This is a genomic window from Streptomyces sp. SAJ15 (assembly GCF_007595705.1).
In the GTDB taxonomy this organism is placed as follows: Bacteria; Actinomycetota; Actinomycetes; order Streptomycetales; family Streptomycetaceae; genus Streptomyces.
On the sequence record NZ_NISY01000006.1, the window covers coordinates 132,519 to 149,515 of the forward strand.

Here is a 16,997-nt window from a genome sequence, read left to right on the forward strand (position 1 = left end):
GTTGGCGGGGCCTCCGGGCCCGGAGGGCCGCGCGGCCGCGCCCCGTGGGTCAGGTGCTCCCGGGAGGAGGAGCGGGCCCCGGCGGCCGGGCGGGTGCGCTCCGCCGGCATCTCGTCAGGCGGCGTCCTTCGGGCTGAGGCTCGTCAGATCGACAGCGCCCCGGGGAACGGCCCGTGGCCGATCCCCGGCACCGTCACCGCCAGCCAGCCGTGGCCTGCCATGGGGGTGTCCTCGGTGATGCGCTCCGGGTCGACCGTCACCCGGTCGGCGACCTCGTTCGCATTCCACTCGCAGGAGGCGTTGGGCTCGTACATCCCGGGCTCCCAGAGCGGGTCGGCCGTCTGCGGCTCCTCCCACGGCAGGGGCTCGTGGGTCCACCGCGGTTCGTCGTATGTGCTGTGCGACCGAATCACCCGGCCCTCTTCGGCGATCGCCCAGGCGTGCGCGTCGTCGTAGCTGTCGCGCGCGTAGTAGTGGGCCTGCCCGCAGTGCTCGCTGACCCGTGCCAGCAGCCCGTTGTCGGTGCAGCCCCACACCGGCGGGCCGAACACCATCCGCCAGCCGGAGAACTCCGGTGTGACGAAGGCGCGGTACGCGGTCACCTCCGCGCCGTCCGGGCCTGCCAGCGTGACCTCGGCATGCTCCACACCGGACATGCCCATCGCCATCGTCGCCGGAACGCGGTCATGGAGATCCAGCGCGGTGAAGACTCCCTCGTAGGTCGCGGCCGGAACGGCCATCCATATGAACGGACAGTGCTCGTCAAGGGGTCGGTCGGCGAGCAGCTTGACATCCACCAGCCGTCTCAGCGCCGCCTGGTCGCGGACTGACAGTTCGTCACCGGCGCCGAGCAGGGCGAGCGCGTGAAGCGCGTGCCGACGCAGATGTCCCGGGCCCTCCCGTCGGATCGCCAGCAGCTCCGGAACGGCGGCGCGGCCGATCGCCGTCAGCTCTCGCTCGGCCCGCCACACGTCCTGACGGTCGCCGAGCCTGGGCAGCAGCGCGGTGAGTATCTCCATGTCCATGACGTCTGACTCTAGTCAGGGACTGTGGGAGGTCGGGGCGTCGGCGCCGGGGCGCGGGGCGGCGGAGGCCCGTGACCCCCATGCGGTCATCATGCCGGGCGCGAGCTCGGCGAGTCGAGGGGAGCCGAGGTAGGCCAGCGCCTCGTCGATGGTGGTCGGGGCCACCCGCCCCGTCTCCTCCAGGGCGGGGCGCATCCGCCGCCAGGTCTCGGACCAGAACCGGGTGACCGGTTCGCCGGGCGTCAGGGGTGGGCAGAAGAGCTCAGCCGCGACGTCCCGCAGCCCTTCCTCGCGCAGGAAGTGCGGGTAGGCCGGCACCGGGACGATATCGGTGCCGATCCTCTCCTTGAGCACCCGCCACATCGTGTCCATGGTGAGCCGGTAGGGGGAGGAGGCGTCGAGCCTGTCGGGGACCTCCACCGCGTCGCTCAGGACGAGTCGGCCCCCTGGTGCCAGCCAGCCCGCGAGGCGGGAGATGAGGGGCCGACGCTCCGGCAGGTGCATGAGGACGAAGCGGGCATGGACGAGGTCGAAACGGCCCGGGTCGAGGTGCGCGTCGCGGATGTCGGCGGCGAGCACCCGCAGCCGGGGGCCCGCGAGCGGGGCCAGCCGGCTGACGTCCTGGTCCACGGCCACCACCTCGTCGACGCCCGCCTCCTCCAGCAGCCACCGCGCCACCGTCCCCGTGCCGGCGCCGACGTCCAGACAGCGCCACCCGGGGCCCACACCCAGGGCGAGCAGACGGTCTCGGGTGACCGGGTCGTAGGCCAGGGCTCCGTAGTCGATGCGGTCGGCCTCGCGGGGATCCTCGGGTTCGAAGAGGTCCCGCCCGTACTCGCCGGGGCCGTGCGTGTCGTCCCCGTTCCCGTCCGAGGGTGGCCCCGTCATCGGCGCTCCGTTCCCGCTGAGTGTCCATAGAAACTAGCAAGAAAGTGGATTTTTCTGTAGATGCGGTGACTACTGCCGCGACCCGGGGCGGCGGCGCGGCTACCGCTACGGCTACCGCTTGACGCGCCGGCGCGGAGTCAGCCGCTCGACGGACGGGAAACCATCCGAGCAGGTGTGTCCCCCCGGCGGTGTGATTGGCTACGCCGTATGGGTCTCGGGCTCAGGCGAGCGTTCCTCGGGTGCCTGCGCGTGCGGCCGTGCTGCCGTTCCAGCGGGGTTGCCGAGTGGCATCCCGCCGTCCGACCGGGGGGTTGGTCATGAGTGTCCACCGCGAGTCGTCCGAGTCCGGCGGTGTCCCGACACCGGGGGCGGTGCCCCCGTTCGACCCCGAACTGAGCGTCGTGTTGGCGGCGGCCTTGGGGAAGGAGCCGAGGGAGCCGATCACTCCGGAGAACCTCGCGGCCCGGCAGGAGCGGGATGCCGCGACCCGGCCCCGGCCGACGGCCGAGGACCTGCGCGCCGACGGCCGGTTCGAGGTGGCGGAGATCCGTGTGCCGGGCCCGCCGGGCGAACCGGACGTCACGCTCGTGAGCGCGCGACCCTCCGGGCTCGTCGGGCCGCTGCCTCTGCTGTACTACATGCACGGGGGCGCGATGATCATGGGCAACGCGTGGTCGGTGCTGCCGCGGATCCTTCACGAGTGGGCCCTCCCGCTGGAACTGGCCGTCATCTCGGTCGAGTACCGGTTGGCGCCGGGGACGCGGTACCCCGGACCGCTGGAGGACTGCTACGCCGGACTGGTCTGGGCGGCCGGACACGCGGCCGAACTGGGCATCGACGCGGACCGCGTCATCATCGGAGGGAAGAGCGCCGGCGGCGGGCTCGCCGCGGCCCTGGCCCTGCTGACCCGCGACCGCGGCGGTCCCCGGCCGCTGGGACAGTTGCTGCTGTGCCCGATGCTCGACGACCGCGGCCGCACCTTCTCCAGCCATCAGATGACGGGCACCGGTTTCTGGGACCTCACCTCCAGTGCGACCGTGTGGAAGGCGGTGCTGGGCGACCGCTACGGAGCCGCCGACCTCCCGCCCTACGCGGCCCCCGCCCGCGCCACGGACCTCTCCGGCCTCCCCCCGACCTATATCGAGGTCGGGTCGGCCGAGATGTTCCGGGACGAGGACGTGGCGTACGCGAACGCCATCTGGCAGGCCGGCGGCCAGGCCGAACTGCATGTATGGCCCGGCGCCTACCACGGTTTCGACGGCCTGGCCCCGCGGGCGGCCCTCAGTCAGGACGCACGCGACGCCCGCACCCGCTGGCTCCGGCGTCTCCTCGCCCAATCCGACAGCCGCCCCGGACTCGACAGCCGCCCCGACACCGACAGCCGCCCCGACACCGACGGCCACCCCGGCACCGACAGCTGACCCGGAGTCGACAGCCGCCCCGCCGTCGACGAACGTGCGGCCAGTCGACGCGCCGGCGAGGCCGGCGGACCGGGCGGGTGGTGCGGCGGCCCCTACGCGCGGGTGTCCGCACCGCGTCGGCGCGGGATGACCCCCGTGCGCGTCTCCCCGTCGTGAGGGAAAAGTGCGATGATCATGTGGCGGTCCGTGGCCACCGGCTCGGCACGCGATGCGGCCGCTTCGGACCGCTCCATCACACTCGATCGACGAAGGGCCGTCCGTGCGCAAGCTCGTCTACTACATCGCCACCACCCTCGACGGTTTCATCGCGGGGCCGGACGGCGCCGACCCGACCGGCCCGGACGGCTTCTGGCCGATCCCCGAGGACTACATCCAGCACCTCATGGCGGAGTACCCGGAGACCCTGCCGGGCCCGGCCCGCGCGGCGCTGAACGTCACGGCGGAGGGGACCCACTTCGACACCGTCCTCGAAGGGCGGCGCAGCTACGAGATCGGCCTCAAGGCCGGCATCACCGACGCCTACCCCCACCTGCGCCACCTGGTCTTCTCCCGGACGCTCACCGAGAGCCCGGACCCGGCCGTCGAACTGGTCGCCGGTGATCCGGTGGCGAAGGTGCGGGAGCTGAAGCAGCAGGACGGCAAGGACATCTGGCTGATCGGCGGCGGTGAGCTGGCGAGTGCCCTGTACACCGAGATCGACCAGCTGATCCTCAAGGTGGGGCCGCTGACCATCGGCTCCGGCATACCGCTCTTCTCCCACAAGGCCGCTTTCGACCCGTGCCGTTGGGAACTCACGGACCACACCGTGCTGAAGAGCGGAGCCGCCTACCTCACCTACGCGCGCGCCAACACGCTCTGAACCTGCCGTCGGTGAGCCGCGCTGGGCAGGCGGCTCACCGACACCACACGACCAGTGGGCTCCGTACGGTGCGCGGGGCGGATCCGAGTGGCTCGCCTGACGGCCGTGGGCATGGACGACCAGGGCCCAACCGGTCCAGGGCCGGGGCCGCGTCGAGCGGCACCGAAATTCTGATGACTCGCGGCATGGTGTCCGCTACCGTCCGCCGGGATGACTCTTTCTCACGACGTATCAGGGAACGGTCCCACCCTCGTGCTGCTGCACTCGTCGGTGTGTGACCGGCGCATGTGGGACCCACAGTGGCGGGTGCTGGTCGATGCCGGCTACCGGGTGGTCCGGTGCGACTTCCGGGGATTCGGTGACTCACCGGTGGCGGACCACCCGTACAGCGACGCCGAGGACGTCGGCGACCTGTTGGACCACCTGGGCATCGAGCAGGCCGCGCTGGTCGGGGCCTCGTACGGGGGGAGGGTCGCCCTGGAGGTGGCGGCGACCCGTCCGGACGCGGTCACCGCCCTGATGCTGCTCTGCTCCGGGGCGCCCGGGCATGTACCCGGCGCCGCGCTGCGGTCCTTCGACGAGCAGGAGGAGGCGCTGTTCGAAGCCGGCGATCTCGCCGGGGCCGTCGAGCTGAACGTGGAGACGTGGCTCGGTCCGGAGGCCGATGAGGAGGTCCGCGAGCGGGTTCGCGGGATGCAGCGGCACGCCTTCGAGGTGCAGTCGGCGGCGAAGGAGGAGTTCGACCCGGTGGAGACGCGGGTCGACCTGTCGCGGATCAAGGCACCCTGCCTGGCCGTATCCGGCGCGCACGACCTGGCGGACTTCCGCGAGATCGCGGCCCGCCTCCCGGAGCGGATCTCCGGCGCCCGCCACCTGGAACTGTCCTGGGCCGGCCACCTGCCGAGCCTGGAGCGGCCCGGCGCGGTCGCCGACCTGATGACGCGGTTCCTCCGCGAGGCGGCCCTCGGCGGCAAAACCCGTGCGTGACGGGCGGCGGACGCCGTCCAGCCCCGTTCCTTGGACGTGCGATGACCGCGCCCGCCGTGTCACCGCACGTCCTCGGCCACGGGATCAGCCGCGCTGCCGCAGCGGGCGGAAGAAGGTCCGCAGCTCGTCGGCGATCTGCTCGGGCTCCTCGTGCGCCATGAAGTGCCCGCCGCGTCCCGGCGTACTCCAGTGGCGCAGGTCGCCGCAGAGCCGTTCCATCAGGCTGCGCGGCAGACCGGCGAAGGCCGGTTCACTGCTCAGCGTGACCGCGGCGGGCACGGAGATGCCCGGCACCGGCTCGTTCAGGTGGTAGTCGTAGTACTGCCGGAAGGAGGAGCCGATGCTCCCGGTGGCCCAGTACAGCGTCGCCACCGTGAGGATGGCGTCCTTGCTCCAGCGCCGTTCCAGGTCGCCGTCGCAGTCGCTCCAGTCGCGGTACTTGTCGACGATCCAGGCGACGAGTCCGGCGGGGGAGTCCCTCAGCGCGGCGGCGATGGTGTCCGGCCGGGTGCACATGATCTCGCTGTAGCCGCCGTCGTTGACGTCGTAGGCGGTCAGCGCGTCGAGGAACGCCCGCTCCTCGGTGGTCGCCGCTCGCTCGGTGAAATCGACGTCGACCACCGCGGAGGTGATGTGGACGCCGGCCACCTCGCCCGGGTACAGGGCCCCGAGCCACTGCGTCACCCCACCCCCGATGTCCCCGCCGAAGGCACCGAAGCGCCGGTACCCGAGCGTCCGCGTCATCAGCTCGTGCCAGATGCCGGCGACCCCGCGACGGGTGAACGGACCCTCGGGGAGTGCCGAGTAGAGGAAGCCTGGAAGGGAGGGGACGACCACGTCGAAGGCGTCCAGCGGGTCACCTCCGTACGCGGCCGGATCAGCGAGCCGCTCGGCGGCGGAGAGCATCTCCACGAAGCTGCTCGGCCAGCCGTGGGTCATCACCAGCGGCAGCGGTGCCGGTGCGCCTTCGGGGCGCTGGCCCCGCAGATGGACGAAGTGCACCGGGCGCCCGGCGACCTCGGCGATGAAGTGCGGATACCTGTTGAGGGCCGCTTCGGCCCGGCGCCAGTCGAAGCCGTCCGCCCAGTAGGCGACCAGTTCACGCAGATAGCCCGGGTCGGTTCCGGCCGCCCAGTAGGTGTCATCGGACGCCGCCGTGAAGAGGGTGCGCTCCAGGCGGGCGCGCAGGTCGTTCAGGACGTCATCGGACACGGAGATCCGGAAAGGGGTGACTGTCATGCTTCCTTCGTTCAGGAGTGCTGGGTGAGGGGCGCTCCTGCGACGCGGTCAGACCGACGCGGCGGACAGGAGGGCCCGGGCAGGGTGGTTGGTCACGGTCCTGGTCAACGGGCTCACCTCCTTGCGTGGCGCGGTCATGTCGACGTCGGCACATCCGTGGACGTCAGGGAGACGCTACCTCCCGGGTGGTGTACGGATCAAGGAGATTCCGGCAGGTCGGGGAGTATGCGGCGGGTCGCCGTCGCCGGGCCGAGCCGACCGCTTCCGGTGGCGCATGCGCCGGCCGAAGCGCTCAGACGCTGCCGGCGAACACCCGACGCCACCCGGAGCGTTACGCGAGCCTCAGCGCTTGTCGCTCGATTCCGCCGTCGAGGTGAGCAGACCGCGCATCACGGTCACGGGCAGCGCCGGGTTGGCGGCGGCGTGCTCGCCCAGCTCTTCGTCGTCGAGGAGGGCGAGCAGCCGCCCGCCCGGCAGCCGGGGATGGCGGGCCGCGCCCGCGCGGATCGCCGGGTCGGGGTCGCGGGTGAGCCGGTCGGCGGTGCCGGAGGCGAGACCGGGGTCGAGCACGGCCAGGCGCCGCTCATCGGGAGCGTCCGCGTCCGCGAAACGTGCCCCCAGCCCCGCGACGGGGAAGCGCGGATGCTCGGTGAGCAGATCGCGGGCCGAACCCCGCTGCTCCAGATAGCCGCGCAGCAACAGCGCCGGCGGCGGCGCCGGGTGGTTGTGGGCGAGCAGCACCCGAACGCCCAGGTCGTCGTCCCGCGCGAGCTGTGCGACGAGCTCGGCGGGCAGCGCGGGGTCCTGAGCGGCCCGGCGGCGGAGCAGCGGGTGACGCGAGCGGGCGTACCCGGCGGATACGGCCGGATCGGGGGCCGCGACGGCATGGTGTTCGACCGGCCCGAACTCCTCATCGGCGTTCACCGTGTAGTCGATCGCCGCCCGCTCGTCCTCGGTCAGCTCCGGCCGTAGGGAGATCGCCGTGCGCACCCGCGGGTCGAGGTCGCGTGCGAGCGCCTCCACCAGCGCGGGGGCGAGGTGGGCGCGGCGGGCCAGCTCCAGCCTGACCTTCGGATCGGGGTGCGCGAGGAGTCCGGCGACGACGTCCGGCGGAGTGCTGTGGTTGTGAGCGAGGACCCAGGCGTTGTCGGGGTGGGGGTCGCGCAGCAGCCAGTCGACGACGGTCCTGGAGAGGCGGTAGTTGACCAGGATCAGCGCGGTCCCGTGGTTGCGTGGCACGGGCAGCGGCCCGAGCTGGCGCTCCATCGCCTCCGCGTCGTCGGTCTCCAGCATGCTCTCAGCGCTCGCCCGCACCCGCGGATGCGGATCCCTGAGCAACGCCACCCGTTCGTCCTCCGACAGCAGGGTCCACATGCCGGTGGCCATCTGCCGGATCGAGGCCATGGGATGGCTGCCGTACGAGCGCCGCAGGCGAAAGGGGATCTGCCGGGACACCAGCAACTCGCTCAGGAAGTCGTGGTCGTACGTGGTGAGCATCCGGTCGATCACCCAGTCGGGCAGCGGGCGGACGGGCCGCGTCCGGTCCGGGCGGCCGACGAGGCGGGCCCGGACGAGCCATTCCGGATCGTCCACGAGCAGCCCGCGCACCTCGGGATCCACGAACGGGTTGCGGGCCAGGGCTCCGCGGACCCGGGGGTGGGGGTGTGTGACGATCGCGGCCGTCACCTGCTCGGGAAAGGAGGCGCGCCGGGAGGCCAGGACGTACCAGGCGGACTCGTACTCCTCCCGCAGCAGCCGCAGCAACAGGTCGGCCGGGGCGGCGGGGTTGACGGCGAGGCCGTCGAGTAGCGCGCTCATGCCACGCCCCTCCCCGGCCGGGTTCGCTGATCGCCCCGGCCAATCCGCTGGCCCTGTTCGCGTCCTCACGGTACTCGGACAGACGGTGCCGGTGCGGCGACGGCCTCCCACGTCGACGTCCCACGTCACTGAAGTCTCGGGAGGGCCGTGCCGAGGGGAGTGGGGGTGGCGTCGGTGAGGCCGGTCCAGTGCCGGAGCACCTCCTGATGCGAACCCGTCGCGGTGGCCGCGGCCACCGCCGCGGCGGCGTCCGGGGCGCACACGCTCCCAGAGCGGGTGAGGAGCGTCAGTGGCCACACAGGACCGTCGGAGATCTCCTCACCGTCGAAGGCGTACCAGTCCCAGGGGCCGTCGAAGCGACAGGCCCGGCCCGCGGCATCGGCGACCTCGTCCTCCGGCTGGAGGAACGCGTACGGTCGGAAGAGCAGCTCGAAGGTGAACGGCGTCCCGTCCCCCGGATGTATCTCGTAGCCGGTGCCGTTGACATGGCTGTCGTCGGGCGTTTCGCGGTAGGACAGGCCCCGGGGCAGCAGCGCTACGGACAGACGGGGACGAGGTAGCCAGCCCGTCTCCAGCGGGGGGTCGAAGTGATCGACGGCGGTCACATGCACCACGGTCGGCGGCACGCCCACGCGGCACACGTCACCCGATGTGAGGTGCTCCGGCGCCGGGTCGGTGCGGAACAGCTCCATCTCGTCCCAGACACAAGTGCTCGCGTCGATGCCCAGTCCCACGACCCCGTTCCAGCGGTGGAACTCGCTGGCGGGATCCGGTCGCCACCATGGCCAGACCAACGACACGTGATCCCATGTCACGCCCCTGTCCACCCGGGTGGGTGTGAACGGGCAGGCGATCGACAGCACGTCGCCCACCCGGAAACTCAGGTCATCCGTCATGGCGCCAGGTTAGGGCCGGCCGACCTGGTGTCGACGTGGCGGCCGCGGCGCTGCCACGGCTTCCCGACGACGGATGACCTCCGTCGACGGCTAGAAGGACGACACCGCCCCCCGGGTAAGCGGAAGGAGGTGCACCGCTTAAGGTCTTGGTCATGTCTTGGTCAGAAAACCTGCAGTACAAGAAGGCTCTCTTCGCGGCCGCCGCGATCGGCATGACCCTCACCCTGGCCGGGTGCAACGACGACACCGGCGGCCCGGCGGACGGCGCCGCGACGTCACAGCAGCCGTCGGCCGCGTCGTCGGCTCCTTCTCAGGCCCCCTCCCAGGCCCCTTCCCAGGCTCCGTCCGGGGGCGGGACGAAGCCCTCCGCCCCGGCGGGCGCCACCGATGACCAGCCCCTGGTCCCCGGCTGGCAGACGCAGACCCGGGCCGAGCACCGCTTCCGCTACGACGTCCCCGCCAAGTCCGAGCAGTGGAAGGTTCTCGACCAGGCCACTTCCCTCTCGTACATCGACAAGGCCGGCAAGCCGATCGTCGTCATGACCGGCGCCGCCAACTACCGGGAAGGCGGCTGCGCGTCGTCCCCCAACCCCAAGGCGCTCGGCGCGGCGGGCAAGGGCCAGTTGGCCACGGTCGGCACCACCGGCGGCGGCAAGGACGGCACACTTCAGGAGAACGCCCGCAACTGGGCCGGCAACTGGGGCTTCGCCGCGTACGGCGGTGCGGAACACAAGCCGAAGCTGGAGGTCGGCCAGGCCCGACCGTGGAAGCGGAACGGCATCGACGGCTACACCGCGACCGCCAAGGTCACCGTGACCAACCGGCCGAGCCCGTGCGTGCCGCCGACCGCCATCGTGCACAGCATCGCGCAGGAGCTCCCCGACGGCACCCGGCACGGCTGGGTGATCTACGCGGACCAGGGCGTGCCGAACGCGCTGACCCCCGCCGAGATCGAGAAGATCATGAACACCGTCCGTCCGACGGACGGCTGACGACGAGCCGCGCGATCCCGGGGACGAGGCCGCTCCGCCGTACACACCAAGGCGTACGGCGGAGCGGCCGCACCGTTGGCTACAGCTGTCGCAGGTGGTCGCGCAGGCTGCGGGCGGCCTGCGCCATGAGGGCGTCGGCGCCGGGCTGGACGCTGGCCGGAACGAGTGACTCGGTCAGGACGGCGATGGCGAAGCTCTGGCCGTCCGAGTGCTCGACGACGCCGATCTCGTGGCGCAGGTTCAGGAGGGTGCCGGTCTTGGAGGACCAGGTCGTGGCGTCGGAGCTGAAGTCCGGGGCGAGCCGGTGCCGAAGGACGTTGTGGGCCAAGAGGCCACGTACCCGTTCGGCCACGTCGGGGTGGATCGCCGACGGAGTCCACAGGGCCTGAAGGAGGTCGACCCAGGCCCGTGCGCTGCCGGTGTTGGCACGGGTGGTGTCGAGTTGGGGCACCCGGTGCCCGCGGCCGCCGGTGCCGGCCTCGATGGCGAGGGCGTGGGCGAGATGGGCCTGCGCGGCGTCGAAGCGTTCCACGGGAGTGTCGGACAGCTCGCGTGTGCGGTGCCGGACGGTGATGCCGCGCAGGTCGAGCCCGTGCAGGATGTCGGTGACATGGGCGGGCGGGGTGAGGTCGAACAGCGCGTCGGCGGCCGTACCGTCGCTCAGGCAGGTGCTCAGGTACAGCAGGTCGTCGATCGCGATCCGGGCGGGGTGGCGGAATCGGCTCAGCCCGGTGGGGCCGGGCGTGGTGATCCGCCCGGGTCGCACCTCGACCGTGGTCGCTCCGTCCACCTCGCCCCGTCGGATGCGCTCCGCCGTCGCCAGCGCGAGCGGGACCTTCACCAGGGACGCGGAGGGCAGCTGGGTGTCCGGCTCGATCCCCAGCTCTTCCCCCGTGTGGAGATCCCGTACGAGCAGGCAGCCGTGCAGCCCGCCGTCGCTCAGCCGCGCGCGCAGGTCGCGAAGGAGTGCCTCGGTGTTCACGCCGCCGTCCCTCCCGTGGCGCCCGGACGGGTGTCCGCGCCGAGGCAGCGGGCTATGGCGTCGCCCAGCCGCGCCTCGATGTGCTGTGGATTGCCGTCCGCGGCGGCGGCCAGGGCGTACCCCCGGCTGAGCGTGGTCTCACCGATGGGCCGCCAGTGCAGGGCGAGTTCCGCGGCCTGCGCGGGGGAGCACAGCAACAGGTCGCCCGTACCGAGGACCTCGGCCGCGGCGGTCGTCAGATCCTCCGCGGCGACGAGCTGGGCCGGCCGCAGGCCCACCGCGTCGCGCAGCCGCGTCAGCGGGTCGCGGATGTGCGGCACATCGTCTTCCGGTTGGATCCAGACGCGGCGAGCCGGACCGGAGTCGGCGCGGCCCATCCGCAGCGTCTCCAGGTAGACCCGTCGTACGCCGGGGTCCCGGGCGGTGGCGAGACCGAGCGGCACGGACCAGGTCGCCTCGTCCGGGGGTACGGCGAGCAGGGCGGCGCGCACCTGCTGCGCGTGCAGCAACTCGGCGCGTGGGGACGGCGCCGCCACGCGGACGTCGAGGGTGACCCCGTGGCCGCGCGCCTCGGCGACGAGACGGGCGAGGCCGACCGTCGGACAGACACCGGGCACCGCGAGGCGCCACGGCTTGCGCTTGGCGGCGTCCGCCTCGTGCAGCAGCACATCGGCCGCCTGGACGAGTTGCCGGGCCGCGGGCAGCATGTCGCGGCCGAACGGGGTGAGCACGGCCCGTCGTGATGTGCGCTCGAACAGCGGCTCGCCGAAACGCTCTTCCAGCGCGGCGACGCGGCGACTGGCCACCGACTGGGACATCCGAGCGGCGGCGGCCCCGTCGGTGAAGCTGCCGTGCTGGTTGACACTGACGAACGCGCGGCACGCTCCGACCAGATCCATGATCCGCACCCTATGCCACTTCAGCATGGAAACGCGCCTGAGCGCATTGGACCGCATAGCCGGGCGAGGGCGAGGGTGGTTCCGATGGCCCTCATGACCAGGAGGTTCGGACCCATGCAGCACACCCGCGCCCGGCGGACCGTTCTCACCGCGCTCACCGCGCTCGCCCTCGTCGCCCCGCTGGCGGCCTGCGGCCGGGACGGCGAGTCCCGCGCCTCGGCACCCGCCTCGTCGTCGTCCCACGCGAAGGCCCGGCCGAGCACGGACGTGCGACCGTACACCGACGAACTCAAGGCGCTGGAGCGGAAGTACCACGCGCGCCTCGGGGTGTACGCCGTCGACACCGGCACCGGGCGCGAGGTGGCGTACCGCGACGGCGAACGCTTCGCCTACAACTCCACCTTCAAGGCGTTCGTCGCCGGCGCCATACTGCGGAAGTTCCCCCGCGGCGAGAGGGAACGGGTCATCAGGTACTCCAAGGACGCGCTGCTCCCCAACTCCCCGATCAGCGAGAAGCACGTGGCGACCGGCATGACCCTGACCGCGCTCTGCGACGCCGCCGTCCGCTACAGCGACAACACCGCGGCCAACCTGCTGCTCGAAGAGCTCGGCGGCCCGAAGGCGCTCGACGCCACGCTCGCCGAACTCGGCGACGACGTCACCGAGATGGTGCGTGACGAGCCCGAGCTGAGCAGCTGGGTACCGGGCGAGAAGCGGGACACGTCCACGCCGCGCGCGTTCACCGAGGATCTGCGCGCCTTCACCCTCGGAGACGTGCTTCCCAAGGCCGAACGCGCGCAGCTCACCACCTGGCTGCGGACGAACACCACCGGAGACGAGACCATCCGGGCCGGGATGCCCAAGGGGTGGGTCGTCGGCGACAAGACCGGGACCGGCATCTACCACGGGGCCCGCAACGACATGGCCGTGGTGTGGCGCCCGGGTGCCGCGCCCCTCGTGATGACGGTCTTCTCGTACCGCGACGCCAAGAAGGCCGCCCCGGACAACAAGCTGATCGCGGAAGCGGCAGCCGTGGTCGCCGACCGGCTGTCGTAGCCACGCGGCTCGGCAGGTCCCCGTTCCCACCGTGGCCGCCGCGGCCGGGAAGACCGGCGCCGAGGGCCGCTCGTCGTCCCGGCGGGCGGCCACCGGCGGGCGGCCATCGGCGGGCGGCCACCGGCGGGCGGCCACCGCCGGGCGGCCACCGCCGGGCCGGATCACCCCTGGCACCGGGGGCGCGCGAGGTCGGTCCTCGGGCCGATCCGAGCGCGGACGCGCCGTGTGGATCCAGCCACCGCTCCCATTACCCGACCAATGCTCTGACGTGGTGTTTTACAGTGGCTTCCACCAGTTCCGGCGACAGGACCTGTGAGGTATTCGCGAACATGCCGACTGAAACGATCGAGTTTCAGGTGGAAGCCCGTCAGCTGCTACAGCTGATGATCCACTCGGTCTACTCGAACAAGGATGTCTTCTTGCGGGAGCTCGTCTCCAACGCCTCGGACGCACTGGACAAGCTGCGCCTCGAGAAGCTGTGGGACGACTCGCTCGACGCGGACGTGTCCGATCCGCACATCGAGATCGACATCGACAAGGACGCCCGCACGCTCACCGTGCGGGACAACGGAATCGGGATGTCGTACGACGAGGTGGGGCGCCTCATCGGCACGATCGCCAACTCGGGCACCGCCCAGTTCCTCCAGGAGCTGCGGGAGGCCAAGGACGCGGCCGGGGCGGAGGGGCTCATCGGCCAGTTCGGCGTCGGCTTCTACTCCGGCTTCATGGTGGCGGACGAGGTCACCCTGGTGACCCGGCGCGCCGGCGAGAGCCAGGGCACCCGCTGGACCTCGCGGGGCGAGGGAACGTACACGCTGGAGACGGTCGAAGACGCGCCGCAGGGCAGCTCGGTGACCCTCCACCTCAAGCCCGCCGACCCGGAGAACCAGCTCCACGACTACACCTCTCCGTGGAAGATCAGGGAGATCGTCAAGCGCTACTCGGACTTCATCACCTGGCCCATCCGGATGGCGCCCGAGGGTTCCGCCGCGGCCGACACGGGCGACGAGGCGCCCGAACCCGAGACGCTCAACTCCATGAAGGCACTGTGGGCGCGGCCGCGCGACGAGGTGTCCGAGGACGAGTACCACGAGCTGTACAAGCACATCGGCCACGACTGGCGCGAACCCCTGGAGACGATCCGACTCCAGGCGGAGGGCACCTTCGAGTACCAGGCCCTGCTGTTCCTCCCCGCGCACGCCCCCCACGACCTGTTCACCCGGGACGTCGGTCGCGGCGTGCAGCTGTATGTCAGGCGCGTGTTCATCATGGACGAGTGCGAGGCGCTGCTGCCGCCGTACCTCCGCTTCGTCAAGGGCGTCGTCGACGCGGCGGACCTGTCGCTCAACGTGTCCCGCGAGATCCTCCAACAGGACCGCCACATCGAGATGATGCGGCGACGGCTGACGAAGAAGGTCCTGTCCACGGTCAAGGAGATGATGGCCAAGGACCAGGAGCGCTACGCCACGTTCTGGCGGGAGTTCGGCACCGTCCTCAAGGAGGGACTGGTCACCGACTCGGAGAACCGCGACGCCATCCTCGCCGTCGCGTCGTTCGCGAGCACGCACCACGACACCGAGCCGACCACGCTCAAGCAGTACGTGGAGCGGATGAAGGACGGTCAGGAGGACATCTACTACCTGACCGGCGACGCCCGGCAGAGCATCGAGAACTCCCCGCACATGGAGGCGTTCCGGGACCGCGGCATCGAGGTGCTCCTGCTCACCGACGCGGTCGACGAGGTGTGGGCCGACGCCGTGGGCGAGTACGAGGGCAAGAAGCTGCGTTCTGTCGCCAAGGGCCAGATCGACCTCGACGCCAAGGACGACAGCACCCCCGACGGCGAGCGGGAGAAGCAGACCGAGGAGTACGCCGAGCTGCTCGGCTGGATGAAGGAGCGACTGGACGAGGACATCAAGGAGGTACGTCTGTCCTCGCGCCTCACCGTCTCCCCGGCCTGCGTCGTCTCCGACGCGCAGGACCTGACCCCCGCCCTGGAGAACATGTACCGGGCGATGGGCCAGGAGGTGCCCCGGGCCAAGCGGATCCTGGAGCTCAACCCGGAGCACGAGCTGGTGAGGGGCCTCAACCGGGCGTACCGGGAGCGTGAGGACCGCACGGAGCTCGCCGAGACCGCCGAGCTCCTGCACGGCCTCGCGGTGCTCGCCGAGGGGGGTCAGCCGAAGGAACCGGCCCGGTTCGTCAAGCTGATGGCGGACCGTCTGGAACGCGCGCTGTAAGCCGCGCTCCGCGAGTCGTCGGCGGCCTGCCCTCTGAGGAGACGGACGGGCCGCCGGCGGTCGGCCCCGCCCCCGCTTGCGGGTGAACCGCCTGCGGGGCGCGAACCGCTTCGGCAGGGGCCACGCCGGCGGCCCGCGGCGCCGACCAGGCCGAGATCATCGTCTGCGCGGAAGCGGTGAACTGGGCGCACCCACCCGAGCTCAGGCGAGGAAGGTCTTCCGAAGGAGTTCGCCGAACTCGGCGGGGTGTGTGGTCAGGCCGGTGTGCCCGCCGGGGAAGTGGACGAACTCCGTGCCGAGACGCTCGGCCAGGAAAGCGGCCGGACGGTACGGCAACTCGCCGTGAGACTCCCGGCCGCCGGCGAGCACGAGCCGGTCCGACAGCGCCTCCAGCCGGTGGACGTCCGGGGCGTAGGCCATGAAGCCGGGCACGATGCGGCCGACGAAGTACGGCAGGTTCGCCATCGTCCGCTCGGCCCGTGCCGCCGCCTGCGGCGGCAGCTCGATCTCGCCCTTCGGCTCCGTCTCGGCGGTGTCGTCGGCGTTGGTGTCGCCGTCCTTCCTCATCCCGTCGGCGAACACGGCCATCGCCGGCATGAGCCCCTGCGCGCGGAACGTCTCCTGCACGCGTGCGAGGAGCGCGCGGTGTTCGTGGGCGTCCGGCAGGACCTCCACCACCGGCGGCTCGTGCGCCACGAGGCGTTCGACGCGCTCGGGATGGGTGGTGAGCAGGTGCAGGGCGGCGATCGCGCCCGAACTGAGGCCGAACACCCGGGCGGGCTCACCCGGCGACAGCAGCTCCAGCAGCCGGAAGGCGTCGTCGGCGTGGTCTGCCACACGCTGCTCGGCCTCGGGATCGTCCAGGGTGCTTCCGGACATCCCACGCGGGTCGTAGGTCGCCACCGTGTACGCGGCGGCCAGGTCGTCGGCGATGCCGTCGAAGGAGGCCGCGCCGCCCGCCCCTCCGGGGATCAGCAGCAGGAGCGGCCCGCGGCCTCGCACCTCGTAGTGCAGGGTGGCGCCGTTCACGCGCAGGCTGCCGATGGTCGGCTCGGTCATGAGGATTCCCCTTCTCGGGACGGGGGCCAGTGCTCCAGGAGGGTGTGCAGGGCGTCGAGGGCGCGGACCCAGGAGTGCCGCGACGAACGCTCGTGCGCGAAGCCGCCGGCGGCCTCCAGGGCGACGAACCCGTGGAACGTGCTGCGCAGCAACCGGACCGCGTCGGTCAGGTCGGGCTCCGCCAGTCCATAGCCACGCAACATGCCGTAGGTCAGCTCGACCGCGCGCCGCGGTCCGGGAGCCTGTGCGGCCAGCTCGGGGTCGATCCGGATCGACGCCTGCGTCGCCGCGTAGCGGCCCGGATGCCGGTGGGCGTACTCCCGCCAGGCGTCGGCGAACGCGACCAGCGCGTCCCTGCCCGCCCGCCCGGCGGTCGCCTCCGCGATACGGATGGTCTTCTCATCCGCCGCCAGCAGCGCGATCCGTCCGCGCAGATCCTCCAGACCGCGCACGTGCGTGTAGAGGCTCGCGTCCTTCACGCCGAGCCGCCGCGCCACCTGCGACATCGTCACCTGGTCGAACCCCACCTCGTCCGCCAACTCGGCGCCCGCGATCGTCACCCGCTCCGCCGTCAACCCCGCCCGCGCCATGCGCCCTCCCAGTCGGCCCAGGGCCACTAGATCATTTCTAGGAGGT

Annotated in this window: 15 protein-coding genes; 6 read left to right on the forward strand and 9 right to left on the reverse strand. The window is 71.8% G+C overall.

Translation table 11 applies throughout. The annotated features are described in order from the left end of the window. Nucleotides 1–143: 143 nt before the first annotated feature. Together CD790_RS17670 and CD790_RS17675 are read right to left on the reverse strand one after the other, a co-directional pair. Nucleotides 144–1,025, reverse strand: a complete 882-nt coding sequence (locus CD790_RS17670; protein WP_144384214.1) for a hypothetical protein — start codon at nucleotides 1,023–1,025, stop codon at nucleotides 144–146. A 15-nt stretch (nucleotides 1,026–1,040) separates the two neighbouring features. Beyond that, entirely contained in the window at nucleotides 1,041–1,913 is an 873-nt protein-coding gene (locus CD790_RS17675; protein ID WP_144384215.1) for a class I SAM-dependent methyltransferase, read from the reverse strand. 317 nt (nucleotides 1,914–2,230) lie between these two features. Here CD790_RS17675 and CD790_RS17680 point away from each other — a divergent pair, with 317 nt between their 5' ends. The 3 genes from CD790_RS17680 to CD790_RS17690 all read left to right on the forward strand — a co-directional run bounded on the left by CD790_RS17680 (nucleotide 2,231) and on the right by CD790_RS17690 (nucleotide 5,180). Continuing rightward, nucleotides 2,231–3,334 (forward strand): alpha/beta hydrolase, encoded by a 1,104-nt coding sequence (locus CD790_RS17680; protein ID WP_144384216.1) that lies wholly within the window; start codon nucleotides 2,231–2,233, stop codon nucleotides 3,332–3,334. A 259-nt stretch (nucleotides 3,335–3,593) separates the two neighbouring features. Then, on the forward strand, nucleotides 3,594–4,193 hold the full coding sequence (locus CD790_RS17685) for a dihydrofolate reductase family protein (RefSeq protein WP_144384217.1): 600 nt from the start codon (nucleotides 3,594–3,596) through the stop codon (nucleotides 4,191–4,193). Nucleotides 4,194–4,403: 210 nt separating this feature from the next. Continuing rightward, on the forward strand, nucleotides 4,404–5,180 hold the full coding sequence (locus CD790_RS17690) for an alpha/beta fold hydrolase (protein ID WP_144384218.1): 777 nt from the start codon (nucleotides 4,404–4,406) through the stop codon (nucleotides 5,178–5,180). A gap of 84 nt (nucleotides 5,181–5,264) precedes the next feature. Here the strand turns inward: CD790_RS17690 and CD790_RS17695 are convergent, their stop codons facing one another. The 3 genes from CD790_RS17695 to CD790_RS17705 all read right to left on the reverse strand — a co-directional run bounded on the left by CD790_RS17695 (nucleotide 5,265) and on the right by CD790_RS17705 (nucleotide 9,133). Then, nucleotides 5,265–6,419 carry an epoxide hydrolase family protein gene (locus tag CD790_RS17695; RefSeq protein ID WP_144384219.1) on the reverse strand — a complete coding sequence of 385 codons (1,155 nt, stop codon included), beginning with the start codon at nucleotides 6,417–6,419 and terminating at the stop codon, nucleotides 5,265–5,267. A gap of 342 nt (nucleotides 6,420–6,761) precedes the next feature. Then, entirely contained in the window at nucleotides 6,762–8,237 is a 1,476-nt protein-coding gene (locus tag CD790_RS17700) for a translation initiation factor 2 (protein ID WP_144384220.1), read from the reverse strand. A gap of 125 nt (nucleotides 8,238–8,362) precedes the next feature. Further along, the gene (locus tag CD790_RS17705) at nucleotides 8,363–9,133 is read right to left on the reverse strand and encodes a hypothetical protein (RefSeq protein ID WP_144384221.1); all 771 of its coding nucleotides are present in this window, start codon (nucleotides 9,131–9,133) and stop codon (nucleotides 8,363–8,365) included. A gap of 152 nt (nucleotides 9,134–9,285) precedes the next feature. On the opposite strand from CD790_RS17705, the gene CD790_RS17710 reads away from it, so the two are divergent. Further along, entirely contained in the window at nucleotides 9,286–10,125 is an 840-nt protein-coding gene (locus CD790_RS17710) for a hypothetical protein (protein ID WP_260867664.1), read from the forward strand. A 79-nt stretch (nucleotides 10,126–10,204) separates the two neighbouring features. Here the strand turns inward: CD790_RS17710 and CD790_RS17715 are convergent, their stop codons facing one another. Next, entirely contained in the window at nucleotides 10,205–11,107 is a 903-nt protein-coding gene (locus CD790_RS17715) for a serine hydrolase (RefSeq protein ID WP_144384222.1), read from the reverse strand. Further along, complete coding sequence (locus tag CD790_RS17720; protein WP_186319082.1) at nucleotides 11,104–12,006, reverse strand: LysR family transcriptional regulator; 903 nt, start codon at nucleotides 12,004–12,006, stop codon at nucleotides 11,104–11,106. Before CD790_RS17720 ends, CD790_RS17715 begins: the two co-directional genes overlap by 4 nt. Nucleotides 12,007–12,120: 114 nt before the next feature. Here CD790_RS17720 and bla point away from each other — a divergent pair, with 114 nt between their 5' ends. Together bla and htpG are read left to right on the forward strand one after the other, a co-directional pair. Continuing rightward, entirely contained in the window at nucleotides 12,121–13,062 is a 942-nt protein-coding gene (gene bla, locus CD790_RS17725) for a class A beta-lactamase (RefSeq protein ID WP_144384223.1), read from the forward strand. 329 nt (nucleotides 13,063–13,391) lie between these two features. After that, a complete protein-coding gene (htpG, locus tag CD790_RS17730) occupies nucleotides 13,392–15,302 on the forward strand; it encodes a molecular chaperone HtpG (RefSeq protein ID WP_144384224.1) in 1,911 nt (636 codons plus the stop codon). A gap of 201 nt (nucleotides 15,303–15,503) precedes the next feature. On the opposite strand, the gene CD790_RS17735 is transcribed toward htpG, so the two are convergent. Both CD790_RS17735 and CD790_RS17740 read right to left on the reverse strand, forming a co-directional pair. Next, complete coding sequence (locus tag CD790_RS17735) at nucleotides 15,504–16,361, reverse strand: alpha/beta fold hydrolase (protein WP_144384225.1); 858 nt, start codon at nucleotides 16,359–16,361, stop codon at nucleotides 15,504–15,506. Further along, nucleotides 16,358–16,951: a TetR/AcrR family transcriptional regulator gene (locus tag CD790_RS17740; protein WP_144384226.1), complete on the reverse strand. Its 594-nt coding sequence runs from the start codon at nucleotides 16,949–16,951 to the stop codon at nucleotides 16,358–16,360. The genes CD790_RS17735 and CD790_RS17740 overlap by 4 nt, the downstream gene beginning before the upstream one ends. Between the last annotated feature and the right edge of the window lie 46 nt (nucleotides 16,952–16,997).

What these genes read in the sequence shown, in the direction of transcription:
- CD790_RS17670 (WP_144384214.1), bottom strand. Translation starts at nt 1,025, where the DNA reads ATGGACATGGAGATACTCACCGCGCTGCTGCCCAGGCTCGGCGACCGT.
- CD790_RS17675 (WP_144384215.1), bottom strand. Translation starts at nt 1,913, where the DNA reads ATGACGGGGCCACCCTCGGACGGGAACGGGGACGACACGCACGGCCCC.
- CD790_RS17680 (WP_144384216.1), top strand. Translation starts at nt 2,231, where the DNA reads ATGAGTGTCCACCGCGAGTCGTCCGAGTCCGGCGGTGTCCCGACACCG.
- CD790_RS17690 (WP_144384218.1), top strand. Translation starts at nt 4,404, where the DNA reads ATGACTCTTTCTCACGACGTATCAGGGAACGGTCCCACCCTCGTGCTG.
- CD790_RS17695 (WP_144384219.1), bottom strand. Translation starts at nt 6,419, where the DNA reads ATGACAGTCACCCCTTTCCGGATCTCCGTGTCCGATGACGTCCTGAAC.
- CD790_RS17700 (WP_144384220.1), bottom strand. Translation starts at nt 8,237, where the DNA reads ATGAGCGCGCTACTCGACGGCCTCGCCGTCAACCCCGCCGCCCCGGCC.
- CD790_RS17705 (WP_144384221.1), bottom strand. Translation starts at nt 9,133, where the DNA reads ATGACGGATGACCTGAGTTTCCGGGTGGGCGACGTGCTGTCGATCGCC.
- CD790_RS17710 (WP_260867664.1), top strand. Translation starts at nt 9,286, where the DNA reads ATGTCTTGGTCAGAAAACCTGCAGTACAAGAAGGCTCTCTTCGCGGCC.
- CD790_RS17720 (WP_186319082.1), bottom strand. Translation starts at nt 12,006, where the DNA reads ATGGATCTGGTCGGAGCGTGCCGCGCGTTCGTCAGTGTCAACCAGCAC.
- bla (WP_144384223.1), top strand. Translation starts at nt 12,121, where the DNA reads ATGCAGCACACCCGCGCCCGGCGGACCGTTCTCACCGCGCTCACCGCG.
- htpG (WP_144384224.1), top strand. Translation starts at nt 13,392, where the DNA reads ATGCCGACTGAAACGATCGAGTTTCAGGTGGAAGCCCGTCAGCTGCTA.
- CD790_RS17735 (WP_144384225.1), bottom strand. Translation starts at nt 16,361, where the DNA reads ATGACCGAGCCGACCATCGGCAGCCTGCGCGTGAACGGCGCCACCCTG.
- CD790_RS17740 (WP_144384226.1), bottom strand. Translation starts at nt 16,951, where the DNA reads ATGGCGCGGGCGGGGTTGACGGCGGAGCGGGTGACGATCGCGGGCGCC.